Below are 14343 nucleotides of genomic sequence, written 5' to 3' on the forward strand. Positions count from 1 at the left end.
TAAAAACAATGTGTCGGTTAATACCCCCAATGTGCCGATGAACCGGTTAAAAGGCAATCATTTAGACCAGTCTTTGATGAAATCGGCGTAATTGGTGCCTACCGGAAGTTCGATATTGCGCAATTTTACCTTGCGGTTGTATATCGACCTGATTTGAGCCTTTGCCACCACAAAACTTCGGTGGATGCGGATGAACTGGGTAGCCGGTATTTTTTCGATCATGCTTTTTAACGACATCAAGGTGAGTATAGGCTTTTCGGCACTGAGCAGGTGGATTTTAATATAATCCTGCATACTCTCTATGTATTCAATATCCCTTATGCCGATTTTTATCACCCGGTATTCCGAATGTACATAAATGTGTTCATCCTCGGCGGTATGGTCGGTATGCTTAAATTGGTAATAATCAATGGCTTTATGCACGGCTGCGCCAAAGCGGTTGCTGTTGATGGGTTTCAGCAGGTAATCCAACGCCTCCAATTCAAAACCTTCAAACGCAAATTTTTTATAGGCGGTGGTAAATATAATCATCGGCTTCTCGTCCAGTGAACGTACCAGGTCAACCCCGGTAATATCGGGCATATTAATATCCACAAACAGCACATCTACCGGGTTCCTTTTTAGGTACTCGGCACCCGAAATGGCGTCTTCAAAAGTATTTACCATCTTCAGGGATGGATAATTTGATACATATTTTTTGATGATCTCCAGCGCCAGCGGCTCATCATCAATGGCTACACATTTTAACTGCATAATGATATTTATTTAAAGCTAAAAGCTAAAAGCTGAATGCGCAAAGCAGAAAGCTTTTAGTGTCTTGTCAATGTAAAATGAGTGTTAGTCTTAAGCTCTAAGTTCTGAAAAGACAGATTTCGACTTGTGACTTCCGACTATGTACTTATGACTTAAGCGTCAATTTCCAGCTCAACCCTAAACATTGCGGCTTCCTGGCTAATGTTTAGCCTGTGCCTGCCCGGGTAAATATGTTGTAACCGCTGCCTTGTATTGGTAATGCCGATGCCCTTGCGGCTGCTCGCAGGGCGGTTATCAAATATGGTATTCTCGCAGGTGAACAATATTTTATCCTCGGTTACTTTTATATTTATGCTGATTACCGAAGCTTCGTGCTTGCTTACGCCGTATTTAAACACGTTTTCAATGAAGGTCATCAATACCAATGGCGGTACTTTTTTTTGTGCCATATCGCCGTAAAAGTTAAAATCCAACTTGGTTTTTTTTCCTAAGCGCAGCTTTTGCAAATCAATGTAATCGTTAATACAATCTATCTCGCTTTGCAGCAATACAAAATCTTCGGTCACCTCATCTGTTACATAGCGCATTATGTTGGATAGTTTCATGATGCTTTCTGAGGTATGTTCACTATCCGTTACCGATAAGGCATAGATATTATTGAGCGTATTGAACAAAAAATGGGGATTGATTTGCGCCTTGAGGAAAGATAGCTCGGCATGGGTTTTCTCGGCTTCGGCCCTGATCACCATCTGCTCTGTAAGCTGCCATTTTTGTACCGTACTCATAGCTATGCCCAAACCTATTACAATGATAAAAATGAACAGGCCTACCATATCTATATTGCCCGATTGATGGATTAAAATAATTTGGTTGGATGGTTTTTTCAGGCTTGGGTCTTGCATCCGTAAATCCTCATGAGGCAGTGGCCCGAACGGCAGATTTTTTGGGTTGACGGTGCCGCTGTCGGCGCCCGGTATCAGTTGTGGTCCGATAGGGGCCGCAGTGCTTTGTTTTTCTTTAACTAAGTTATGTAAAAGCAGGTTATCAAACGGTTGCAAAAAGTATACGCAGCCCGATAGTAGTAAAACGATAAGCCCGTAAACCACATATTTTTTATGGAAGACAAACCGTGGCACCAGGTACCAGGCATTAAAGTAAAACATGAAAATATAGGTAAGACAAAACAACCAATAATAAGGCGATAGAATAACGTTATATGTGCTGCTGCTGCTTTGCTGCGTACGGTTCATGAATAACAACGGGAAGCCAAAAAATACCAGCCAACCGGCTGCATGAATGAATATATTAGTGGCTTTTTTAGAAACGATCATCTGGTTAAAAAATTTATTAAATATAGCAGCCGTTGCAATGCCAATTACCGACCATGTTAAAATAGTTAAACTCAGTTGATCATTTGTTTTTCATCTGGGTGGTTCTGCGGGGTTAAATAAGCGCCCCGGAATTAACCGCGGGGCGCTTGCAACCTTATGAAAAAAAACAGAACACAATAGCCGGGAGATGTCCCGATATCCCGGTTACTGGTTCAAAGGTGATAAATGGCAGGGCAAGGGGCAACCGTTTATCGGTGAACCGTGGTTTTGTATAGATGAATGATTAAAAAAGGCGCTAACGAAATAGAAAAGGCTTATATAAACACAAGCGGGGGAGAAGCCCTTAAAGAAATATATTACTCTTTAAGCGCACTATCCCAGTGTTCGGCTATTTTGCCGTTTTCGATACGTAGCATATCAAACCAGGTGGTAATATATTTTTTGCCTTTCACCTTCGGATCGGGATGTTCATCTTTAAAGCTAAGTATAACCAAATTACCTTCGGCAACTATCGAGATCAGCGGCGCTTTAACAGTTGCATTTATAGTTGATGGTTTGGCAAATTTGGAAAAGAAATTAATAAAACCTTGCCGCCCAGTTGGTACATTGGGGTTATGCTGAATGTAGGTAGGTAGCAGGTATTTTGCGGCAAGGTCAAGATGCCCGCCCTCAAGCACCTCCCGCCAGAAATCATAAACCAGTTTCTTGTTTTTGGCAAGCTGAGGCTCTTTGCTGTATAACATAGCTTTTTGATCCTGGCCAAACGAGTGAGAACTAAGCAAAAGTGCCAAAACGAATAATAAGCCCGCTTTTTTCATGATTTATAATTGATGGTTAAATATATTGATTTTTAAATACTTTGCTGTTTAAAAGGAGCAGCAGGTAAGTTTTGAAGCTAACCAGGTTAATGTCCGGGTAGTTAAACGTCATGGACATGAGTGTTTTTACGCTTTATGCTGTCAAATCGTTGGCGGTAGTAAATAATTACATAACTTGCTGAAAATCTTATCACAATGAGAAAAATATTACCCCTGTTTATTGCTGCTCATATTTTTGCATTTTGCAAACCGGCAGAGGCCCAGGTACACAGTTTTGATGTAGGAATGCGCTTTCAAAAAAGCATAGGCCTTTACTATGAAAACGGGATAACCGGCCAATACAACCTCACCCGGCGCTGGGCATTGGGCGTAACCTATGTAACCAGCAGGTTGGGCACTGCCTGGGGCACAAATGCTATAAAGCAAGACAATCTATTTGCATCCGGCACTTATAAATTCCGACCCGCACACGCGCTTCAGCCGTTTTTTAGCGGAAACCTGGGCTATTTCACGGCCGATTATGGCTCGCCAATATTTGATGGTTTACCACACACCTCGGCCATCGCTTCGGTTGATGGTGGCATATCATATCAATTCAAACTTCCTGTTAAAGTAAACCTTTCGCTTGGTTACAACGCTATTACAGGCAACGGTACATCGGGCGCGGGTACATTGTACCCTGTGTTTTACCAGTTAAGTGTCACTTATAATATAGCAAAGCTGTAACGCCATGAAGAAAATTATACTCATTATATTATCTGCCGTATTATTATTTCCGGCCTGCAAAAAGGACCCTAAATTTATACCGGATATGCTGGGTGGCAGCAGTGAACTTTACGATCCATCGTTTTATACGCCCGCAAATTATCTTGTATCGGCTGCAAAGCCCAATCCAACGCCGGATGAAGCTAAAAAACCGGTTATCATCGTTGTACACGGCTATAGTGCCACTACTTTTGAATGGAATGAATTCAGGACCTGGGCTGGCGGTCGTACAGATTTTGCTATCTCACAAGTATTACTGGGGGGCCATGGTTTAGATTATGCCAACTTTAAAAGCGCTACCTGGCAAATATGGAAGCAGCCAATAATGGACGAATATAGTAAGCTGGAGCAGGAAGGCTATACAAATATCAGCCTTGCCGGCTCATCAACAGGGGCAACCCTGATATTGGAAATGCTGGCAGATGGTTATTTCAATAACCACATTAAGCCCAGGCACGTTTTCATGGTCGATCCCATTATTATCCCGGCCAATAAAACTTTATCGCTTGTAGACCCGCTGGGGCCGGTTATTGGGTACACTACCGTTGATAATTCTGCGGGCGAGGAAAAGTATTACTTTCATTACAGGCCATACGAATCGTTACAGCAGTTAAACAATGTAATTAACATAGTGCGTAAGCAATTACAGGACGGTGTTACACTGCCAGCCAATTGTACCTTAAAAGTATTTAAAGCCGATAAAGATGATACGGCCGACCGGGTAAGTGCGGTTTTGATATACCTCGGCACAAAAACAAGCACTGGGGCAAAAATAAATGTACAACTGGTAAATTCCAGCCTGCACGTTTTTACCCGCCTTGCGCTTCGCGATCCCGCGCCGACAACGCAGGATGTGAAAAACCAAACGGATGCCTTCACTGATATAGCCAATACGATAATACATTAAAATTCCGGTATTTACAGTTAGCCTTTTGTGTAACCTGTTTACATATGCATATAAATTGCAAACTTTTTAACTATCTTTGCACTCTTAACTGCAATACTGCACACCGGCAAATTGCGAACTCAAAAATGGGGTCGACCGGAATTGACAGGATGGAGATAAGTAGGTAAGCATGCAGCGCGTTGGGTGAATTAGCGCTTTAATCTGAACGCTCAAACTTACAAATGGCGAAAATAACTACGCCTTAGCTGCCTAATTTAGAATTAGCATAGCTTTTGTCCCGCCGGTTCTGCGTTTCATTGGATCGGCATCAGGGGCATCGACAAATGAAACTGGCCTGCTTAGGGTGTGATAAGCAAGCGAGATAAAGCATCTACGGAACACGGTACAGGTAAGCGACTGACCTTCCTGTTCCCGACAATTAAACAGAAGCTAAGCATGTAGAAAGCTTACCTTATACCATGTTTGGACGAGGGTTCGAATCCCTCCGGCTCCACGAAAATGGTATCAACACCGCTAAAACCCTTCAAACGCTACGTTTGAGGGGTTTTTTGTTGCATTTTGGTGTCATTTGCTCACTGTTGAACGATCATTTTGGTGACCACGTAATTTTAAAACAAGTGCTCACCAGTAAGATTGTAACTAATTGACAAACAATATATTAAGTGAGTTGTCATCTTGTGAGAATTATGCTGTAAAGGTAAATTTGTTTAACTTTTTAACAGCTTTTTATGATCAAAAATGTAGCTGTTTTCTTTTATCTGAAAAAGAGAACGAATTCAAAAGAAGAAAAAGTTCCGGTTTATGTACGAATCACCTGTAATGGCCGGCGTGCTGAATTGGCAACCGATCAAAATTCAGTCCAAGCTCTGGAATCCAAATGAAAAAAGAGCCAAAGGGAAAGCCTAGTCGGTCTACAAATTAAACCTGGTACTTAATGATGTCGAAGTGAGGATCAAAGATACGATCGCAATGGCATGTGATGGTAGTGGGCGGACTGGCTGATCTGTTAGAAAGTACGTTGATCACTGATGTTAGCGAATCTGCCGCTTTTAAGGACACGAAATGGATTGAGCAAGGTAGCGTGGCTTGGGTATATTGGGAAAACAACCACGGTTCAAAGGATTATCAGAAGGTGATTGAATACATTGCCATGGCTGCAAAAATGAATTGGCCGTATGTACTTATTGACTGGGAATGGGACATAATGTCAAACGCTGGGACTGTAAAGGATGCTTTGAGTTATGCAAAGAGCAAGGGCATCAAAACGCTTTTATGGTGTAACTCGGGTACCGATTGGCTTGACGCAAGTCCTTCAGATAGGCTGTTAACACCCGAGAAAAGAGCAAAGGAGTTTTCCTGGCTGAGAGAGGTTGGCGTATCGGGTATCAAGGCCGACTTTTTGCGGGAGACCAGCAGGATATGATGCAATATTATATCGACATTCTGGAAGATGTAGCAAAATACCATCTTTTGGTTAACTTTCATGTAACTACCTTACCCGGTGGCTGGGCGCGTACCTACCCTAATTTAATGAATACCGAAGCGGCGTACGGTGTAGAATGGTATAACAACAATGGTATTTTAACCGATAAGGCCGCTGCGCATAATGCAACTCTTCCGTTTACACGGAATATAGTAGGCTCGATGGATTATACACCGGTGACATTTTCCAACTCGCAGCATGAGTATAAAACTTCCTTTGCCCATGAGTTGGCTTGGGCAGTAGTATTTGAATCCGGATTGCAGCATTTTGCAGACAGGTCTTCTGCCTGTTATGATTTAGCTGAAGCCCGCTGTAAATTTCTAATGGAATTTCCAACAACCTGGGATGAAACGAAGCTTATTAACTGCTATCCCGACGAAATGGTTGTTATTGCCCGAAGAAAAGGCAAACTTTGGTATGTTGCCGGGCTTAACGGGAAAGACACTCCGCAAACACTTAATCTTAATTTTAACTTTTTAGGACTTCGAGCTATTCTTTCCAAATATTCAAAGACGGAATAGATACAAAGTCAATTACAAGCGAAACCGGGAAAATAAAAAAGTCAAATACACTCCAGATCCAATGCCTGCCCAGAGGCGGCTTCGCAGGAGTAATCGGCCAGGAAAACTCAATCGCACTTAAGTAAAAAATAACATATAATGAAACGCAGGGCACTTTTAAAACATCCGGTAACCGCCTGTTTTAATCTTTATTTCAGACCATTTTTTAGTCCAACCAATTACAGCATCAGCATCTAACATTAAAAGAATCTCTAATACCTCATTTAAAACAGAGGCATTAGAGATTTTTGGCGATTGGTGAAATAACTTAATTGATCGCTTTGTATTTATCTTATATTTTCACAAATCCCCATTGTTGATTACGGCCTCCGGAATAGGTCCATTGGTCAAGTGCGCCGCCGTTATTGAGCGAAGATTCTGCAACATCCAATGCCTTTCCGCTATTTGCGTTGATGATTTTATAATATCCGTTGTCGGTTATCTGAATTGACCATTTTTGGTTTGCACCGGCGTTGTAGTCCCATAAATCCACCTGCCCACCATTACTGGTATTCCAGCCATACATTTCCAAGCATTTTCCGGTGGCATGCATCGGGGTTAACCGATAGTAACCTCCTCCGGCATCTTCTATTTTAAATTGCTGGTTTGCACCGGCTAAATAATCCCATTGGTCGGCCAGTGTTTGATTTGCAGTACCCCAGCCGGCAAACTCCAAAGCTTTAAAACTGTTCCTGTTATAAATCTGGTAAACCTGTCCAACCTGGATGGTTGAGGATGTACCGTTTTGCGCGCCTTGTACTGCAGCGGCTAAACCTTGCTGATCGGCAACTCCGTTAGTTTGCCTGTTAATAATTCTGAATGCATTATTCCCCGTCGAGCCATCATCAAAATAAAATGGGCGCAAGCCGTATTGCAAAGCCTGGTGTGTTATATAATTAATATAGTAAGCCCTGCCGGCCTCATGTAATGTTAATGCATCTCCCGAAAGCGTTTGCAGCCTGCGGATAGCTCCATATTCTCCCAATATAACCGGAATGCCCTTGTCAATGAACTTTGTTTTCATCTTCGGAAACTCTGCAGTGGCATCCGACTCTTCGCCCCAGGTGGCATTTCGTGAAGCATCGGTTGTAGAGTGGTATCCATTACCCCAATAATAAAACATATTACCCCAGTTTGCATCCGCGCTTAAACCGGCAAAATTAAAGGGAGTGTAATAGTGCACTTCAACCATCAGGCGATTGGAGGCCGGATCGGTGGGAAGGGTATTCATTAAAGTATTTGAGTAGTCGATACTTGTAGATGGCCCTTGGATAAGCAGCACCCGGTAGCTATTGTGCCCGCCTGTCGATCTTACTGCGTTTACAAACGTTTGATGATAAGAAAGCAGCACTCCCATCCCTGTAGCATCTGATACGGCGGGTTCGTTGGCGCTCGCAAAAATAACATGTTCGTCAAAACCACGCATTTGAGTAGCAATCTGCTCCCAAAAAGCCTTTTGTTTGGCGTTAACGGCGGCCTGTGCGCTGGTAGTGCAATTGTTCTCCAGCCATCCGCCGTCCCAGTGTATATTTAATATTACGTACAAACCGTCGTTAACGCAGTACTGAACAACCTGCTTCACCCTGTCGAGCCATGTTTGCTGAATTTGAGCCGTGGTTGCGTTAGCAAACTGGTCCCAACTGCAAGGGATACGCACCGCGGTGAAACCACTTCTTTTAACCTGATCAATAAGCGCCTGGGTTACTGTAGGATTGCCCCATGCGGTTTCGCCGCCTGTTGCCTCCAGTGTGTTGCCAATATTCCAACCTAACTGGAACTTTGCAGCAAGCTGAGTTGCCGTACTTGCAACACCGGTTTGATCGGGCTGAAGCGGCGAAATATTATAACTGGGATAGCTGGTGGCGGTCAGCTTTTTGGTGCTTGTTTTAACGAGCGGCATAACATCAGGAGAAACGTTTTTTTGCTTCGTGCACCTTGTAAATGCCGGAATTGCGAGAATGCATAAAAAATAACTTAAAGTGTTCTTCATAAAAAAATGGTTAAACTGGGCGGCATATAAATTTGCCGCTATTAATAAATTGGTTAATTGCATCTGAAAGTGTTAAACAGCCAGGTAAAGCAAGGATATATATCGTTTTGCCTTTACGGTTTATATGGATAGTGTTATAAATAGTTGTATTTATAAATACCTTCAGCCAGTAGGGTATTAAGAAAGCTAATAATAAAGCAGTTGACATTCCGCATAAGGCAGAGTTTAACAGTAGTTTCATTTTTCGATAGGATAAAACGGGGCCGAACCGGTTTATTTGTTTAATTGGTTAAATCTTGTTTTTCCGAAGCAGGTAGACAATTAATGAAAACAATACAATCAAAGTCAACAAAACGCAGCCGTTGGAATAACAGGTATATTTTATTTAGCAATATTTGAATTGTTAACAGGTTTATTAATTGAGTAGTAAAACTACAGAAGAAATAAATGAATGATGGGGGCACAAAAGTTAGAAAATAGGGCGCTCAATGTTAATTTGTCAAAAAAAATATGGAGTCTGTAAGGATTTTGGCTAAATAGCCGCCTTAGCTGAAAGAAAAATGATAAAACGGTATCGAAAATGAGTGTCTATCGTCTTTCGATAACCATATTAGGAAGCCTAATAATACTTAAAGTTAATATTCCTTGAGACTGAAGATCAGGGTAACTACAACATATTGTTCATTTTTAAAGTGATGGTTAGCAACTGAGGCTTTTATCTCCAGGGCAAATCTAAAGTGGGTTAACATAACTTAACATATTTTAGATAAAATATCTATAAACATTTGATAATTAATACTTTGTGTTTTAATATGGTTAACACTAAACTGATAGCACAATTTAGGCGCATCCTGATACTTATGTCTGTTTTTGGCCAATATAAGTTCCTTCGGCAGGTGGATCATTAACCACAATCAGCCGATAAAAAAAGGTGTCGTTTGATGTTTAATCGTACCGACGACATAAGCTCATTCCATTAGCTATTTTGATGCGTTTGACCTGCTTTTATCTCTTTAAATACGAATTTATCTTACTTTTATACTACCTTAGTATACCGGCTTGTTTAAGGGCCAGGTTCCCGATTTCGAAGATTTCAACTAATTTTTAATGCGCGTAAAACTTTATATTGTCGTTTCAGCATTGTTTTTTGCTTACACCAACAATTTTGCACAAAACAGCCAATACCAGTTTTCGCGGCTCAATATAAGTAACGGACTATCTCACAACCAGGTTAATTGCATATTTAAAGACCCCAAGGGCTTCATGTGGTTCGGTACGGCTTCGGGCCTTAACCGTTATGACGGTTATACTTTTAAAGTATTTAAGCACGATGTAAATAACAAATACTCCATTAATGATGATTATGTAACTAATATTTGTGAAGGGCCTGGCAAAAAATTATGGATAACAACCCGGGCCGGATATTCCTTTTATGACCCCGAAACGGAGCAGTTTAACAATGATGTATGGTCAGTAGTCTATCCTTTCAAACTTCCCGGGTATCCGATAGTTTCCAAAACACTTCACAATGGGAATGGCGACTTCTGGTTTTTATGCCCCGATTCGGGCCTTTACAGGTATAATGAGCTGAAAAAAACTGCCACGCGTTATTATCATCACCAAAATTCCAGCCCATCATTATATTCAAGTTTTGTTACAGACATTGCGCAGGATGCAAGCGGCAATATATGGCTTGCTTATGACGACGGCGTAGTAGAGCTATTTGACGTAAAACGTAATGCAATTACGTACCATACCGATATTTTTAAAAAAGCAGCTAATAATAAGGGTAGAAATTACTCAATAACTATCGACAGTGACGGCGATCTTTGGGTATTTAACCCAAATATAGACTCCCGCGCCTATTATTACAGCCCCCGGACGGGACGGTTCCGGCAGATTGCAAAAGAATCGTCAGAGACACCACTTACATCGAACATCATTACAAATATTATCCAGGCCGACGACGGACTCATGTGGATATCCACTGATCATGGCGGGATAAACATATTGGATAAAAAAAGTGGCAAAATCACTTATTTATTGAACAGGGAAGATGATGCAAAATCATTGGCACAAAACACAGCATCTGTTTACAAGGACAATACAGGCATTATGTGGGCCCGTACTCTTAGGGAAGGAGTAAGTTATTATCATAAAAATATTATCAGGTTCCCGTTATACAGACACTTTGCCTCAGATCCCCGGAGTGTTACTTTTGAAGATGTTAACAAATTTGTTGAGGATAAAAACGGTAACTTATGGATTGGTACCAATGGAGGCGGTTTAATTTATTTTGATCGCAAAACAGGCAGGTTTATCCAGTATAAACACGATCCGGCAAACCCGAACAGCCTCAGCAGCGATATTATTGTAAGCTTATGTATCGACCACGACCAGCAACTATGGATAGGTACGTATTTTGGCGGGCTGGACCATTTTGACGGAAAAAAATTTATTCACTACAAACATAATGACAAGGTTCCCACAAGCATTGCCGATGACCGGGTGTGGAATATCCTGGAAGATTCATCAAACCGGTTATGGATTGGCACTTTTGATAACGGTTTGGAAATTTTTGACCGCTCGAAAAATATATTTTATCATCCGTTCGGCCAAACCGAAATCAGGTGCCCGTATACAGCCGCTTTGTTTGAGGATAAGCGGGGAGACATTTGGGTGGCGGGATATTTTGGGATAGATAAAATATTAAAAAATGGACGTGGTGTTATACATTATAATAAAAAGAACAACGACCCTAACAGTTTGATTGGCGATAACATCAATAGTATCACTCAGGATAGCCACGGCCTGATGTGGATAGCAACAAGGGACGGACTGAGCATATTGAACCCTGAAACCAACCGTTTTATTTCGCTGACGAAAAAGGAAGGGTTGCCCGACAACCAGGTTTTGAATGTATTGGAGGATAACAGGGGGGCCATGTGGCTAAGTACATCAAAGGGGCTTGGCCGGATAACACTGCAACCTGGCAATGGAACCTATAAGTTTGAATTTGAAAACTTTGATGAAACAGATGGCCTGCAGGGCAGAGAGTTTAGCATAAATGCAGCCTTAAAAACCAATAAAGGGGAATTGGTATTTGGCGGCTCGCATGGCTTTAATATTTTCGACCCACTGAGTATACATCCGAATATAGATGAGCCTAAATTAATTTTCACCGGTTTTCAGCTATTCAACAAAAGTATAGCAGCCAATGAAATAGTTGATGGCCATATCATATTATCTAAAGCCATCTCGGCCACACAAGAGATAACACTGAATCACAGCGAAAATGTGTTTACGATTGAATTTGCCGCCTTAAATTTCTTTAACCCCAATAAAATAACGCACCAGTATATGATGGAAGGTTTTGATAAAGGGTGGCTTACCGCAGACAATGCTACCCGGAAAGCTACCTATACCAACCTTGATGCGGGCAATTATACTTTTAATGTAAGGGCTATTGGCCAGGAGGGAAAATGGGAACCCATACATATAAAATTAAAAATTAAGGTATTGCCCCCGTTCTGGAAATCTACTTTAGCTTACGTCATTTACCTGTTCCTGATAGCCGGAACGCTTCTTTTTATACGCCGGCGCGGAATACAAAAAATAAGAAGGGAATTTATAGCCGAAAAAGAAAAACAGGAAGCAAAGCTGTTAATTGAACAGGAACGGCAGGAGGTTAAGCGTATGCTGGAGCTTGATCAGTTGAAAACTAAATTTTTAACAAATGTAAGTCATGAGTTCAGGACTCCATTATCATTAATTATGGCACCTGTTGATAAAATGCTTATTGATGCCGATAAAGAGCGGGGCGAGCAATTGAATATGATAAGGCGAAACGCTAAAAGGTTGTTAAACCTTGTAAACCAACTGCTTGATTTTCGGAAGATGGAAGTTCAGGAACTCAGGTTACATGCCCGGAGCGGCGATATCGTTAGCTTTATTAAGGAAATGTCTTATTCCTTTTCAGATATTGCCGAAAAAAAACATATCGGGTTTGTGTTCGACTCGGAAATTGAAAACCTGGTGATCAATTTTGACCACGATAAAATAGAACGTATCATATTTAACCTCCTTTCCAACGCATTTAAATTCACACCCGAAGGCGGGCACGTGAGCGTATTATTATCAACCAAACAAACACCCGGGCAGCAAATGCTCGAAATAAAGGTTATTGATACAGGCATAGGTATTCCCACCGATAAAAAGGATAAAATTTTTGAACGTTTTTTTCAAAACGATATTCCCGGATCTATGGTTAACCAGGGTAGCGGTATTGGCCTGTCAATAACAAAGGAATTTGTAAAGCTGCATAATGGTGAAATATATGTAGAAAGCGAACCCGGGCAGGGAAGTTATTTTACCATTTTACTGCCTGTGCACCTAACGGCCGAGGCAGAAGGACAATGGCCCGATGACGGGTTTAACCTGGCAGAACTTTCAGGGACCGACGAACAAGCCTTGCAACAACCCGGGGGTGTTGCTGCTGCTAAAAAACTAACTGTTTTACTGGTTGAAGATAATGAGGACTTCCGGTTTTATTTAAAAGACAACTTAAACGATTTTTTTCATATTGTTGAGGCCGCAAACGGCAAGGAAGGCTGGCAAAAAACGCTGGCCCTGCACCCCAACCTGGTAGTTAGCGATATAAGTATGCCCGAAATGAATGGGATAGACCTTTGCCGCAAAATACGTAACGACAAACGGACATCGCACATACCGGTTGTTTTACTTACCGCTATAACCGGCGAAGAGCAACAGTTAAAGGGCCTCGAAACTGGCGCCAATGATTACCTCACCAAACCTTTCAACTTCGAGATACTGCTATCCAAACTGAAAAACATACTGGCCATACAGCAGGATATGCGCAAAACCTATCAAAAACAGCTTGATGCCAAGCCAACAGATGTGGTGCCCGAGTCGTTCGATGAGGCTTTTATTAAAAAAGCCTTATTGATTATCGAAAAAAATATTGATAATGCCGATTTCTCGGTAGAAGAACTCAGTAGCGAATTATGTGTGAGCCGTGTTACGCTATATAAAAGGGCGCTCACCTTAACCGGAAAGTCTCCGGTTGAATTGGTCAGGTCTATCCGTTTAAAGCGTGCCGCGCAGTTGCTTGAGAACTCGCAGTTAACCATATCCCAAATATCATACAAGGTAGGCTTTAAAAGCCAGAAGTATTTTGTACGCTCCTTTAAAGCTGAATTCAATTGTCTTCCGTCGGCGTATCAGCAAAAAAGTAGGCAACAGGCTGATAAAGCCTGATAATTGCGGCGCATAGCCCTCAATTTCTCCTCTCTTTTGGCCCATTTTGTTAATCTTCCTGCCGGTATTTTTCTGATTTTTTACCATTAAATCAATGTTTGCTATATTAACTATCTGAAAATAAGTTAGTTAATATGATTTAACATTTGTGCCCCTATTTTTAAACAATCGATTGCGCCACCCCTTGTAGTTTTAACCTATACAAAGCGGCATAAATTCAACATAGCTGCCGCAGGCCTGTCATTATGTAATGATGCAGGCACATAACCAATTTTAATAATAACCTGATTAAACTAAGCATTATGCCAAAACGTGTACTTATTAGCGCCTGTTATTTGCCTGCCGGGCAGTTACCAAAAATAGTTCGGGAGCCATCATTAATACCCCACATACATCGGGCAGCGTAGGCTGCTGCAACAATAACGGGCTTTTTACATGAATTATCTTATTTGATCTGAG

9 protein-coding genes, 1 other RNA gene and 1 pseudogene are annotated in these 14343 nt (G+C 41.5%); 7 read left to right on the top strand and 4 right to left on the bottom strand.

What is annotated here, in order from left to right; all coding sequences use genetic code 11:
- Positions 1-57 precede the first annotated feature (57 nt).
- From PQ469_RS11340 to PQ469_RS11350, 3 genes are all read right to left on the bottom strand, one after another.
- Entirely contained in the window at positions 58-753 is a 696-nt protein-coding gene (locus tag PQ469_RS11340) for a LytR/AlgR family response regulator transcription factor (RefSeq protein ID WP_090649985.1), read from the bottom strand.
- A 152-nt stretch (positions 754-905) separates the two neighbouring features.
- Entirely contained in the window at positions 906-2084 is a 1179-nt protein-coding gene (locus PQ469_RS11345; RefSeq protein ID WP_274213069.1) for a sensor histidine kinase, read from the bottom strand.
- 356 nt (positions 2085-2440) lie between these two features.
- The gene (locus PQ469_RS11350) at positions 2441-2902 is read right to left on the bottom strand and encodes a nuclear transport factor 2 family protein (protein WP_274213070.1); all 462 of its coding nucleotides are present in this window, start codon (positions 2900-2902) and stop codon (positions 2441-2443) included.
- A gap of 195 nt (positions 2903-3097) precedes the next feature.
- Between PQ469_RS11350 and PQ469_RS11355 the strand changes: the two genes are divergently transcribed.
- The 6 genes and pseudogenes from PQ469_RS11355 (at position 3098) to PQ469_RS11380 (ending at position 6578) form a co-directional block, all read left to right on the top strand.
- Positions 3098-3628, top strand: coding sequence for a hypothetical protein (locus PQ469_RS11355; RefSeq protein WP_274213071.1), 531 nt, complete (start codon positions 3098-3100; stop codon positions 3626-3628).
- A gap of 4 nt (positions 3629-3632) precedes the next feature.
- Positions 3633-4574 carry an alpha/beta hydrolase gene (locus PQ469_RS11360; protein ID WP_274213072.1) on the top strand — a complete coding sequence of 314 codons (942 nt, stop codon included), beginning with the start codon at positions 3633-3635 and terminating at the stop codon, positions 4572-4574.
- A 127-nt stretch (positions 4575-4701) separates the two neighbouring features.
- Positions 4702-5070, top strand: a transfer-messenger RNA (tmRNA) gene (gene ssrA / locus PQ469_RS11365).
- A gap of 232 nt (positions 5071-5302) precedes the next feature.
- Positions 5303-5455: a hypothetical protein gene (locus PQ469_RS11370; protein ID WP_274213073.1), complete on the top strand. Its 153-nt coding sequence runs from the start codon at positions 5303-5305 to the stop codon at positions 5453-5455.
- A gap of 269 nt (positions 5456-5724) precedes the next feature.
- A pseudogene (locus PQ469_RS31440) lies at positions 5725-6062 on the top strand (glycoside hydrolase family 97 catalytic domain-containing protein); the annotation flags it as partial.
- A gap of 375 nt (positions 6063-6437) precedes the next feature.
- A complete protein-coding gene (locus PQ469_RS11380; protein WP_274213824.1) occupies positions 6438-6578 on the top strand; it encodes a glycoside hydrolase family 97 C-terminal domain-containing protein in 141 nt (46 codons plus the stop codon).
- A gap of 331 nt (positions 6579-6909) precedes the next feature.
- Here the strand turns inward: PQ469_RS11380 and PQ469_RS11385 are convergent, their stop codons facing one another.
- Positions 6910-8607, bottom strand: a complete 1698-nt coding sequence (locus PQ469_RS11385; RefSeq protein ID WP_274213074.1) for a cellulase family glycosylhydrolase — start codon at positions 8605-8607, stop codon at positions 6910-6912.
- 1107 nt (positions 8608-9714) lie between these two features.
- Here PQ469_RS11385 and PQ469_RS11390 point away from each other — a divergent pair.
- The gene (locus PQ469_RS11390) at positions 9715-13884 is read left to right on the top strand and encodes a hybrid sensor histidine kinase/response regulator transcription factor (RefSeq protein ID WP_274213075.1); all 4170 of its coding nucleotides are present in this window, start codon (positions 9715-9717) and stop codon (positions 13882-13884) included.
- Positions 13885-14343: the final 459 nt, after the last annotated feature.

The organism is Mucilaginibacter sp. KACC 22773 (genome assembly GCF_028736215.1).
Classification (GTDB): Bacteria; Bacteroidota; Bacteroidia; order Sphingobacteriales; family Sphingobacteriaceae; genus Mucilaginibacter.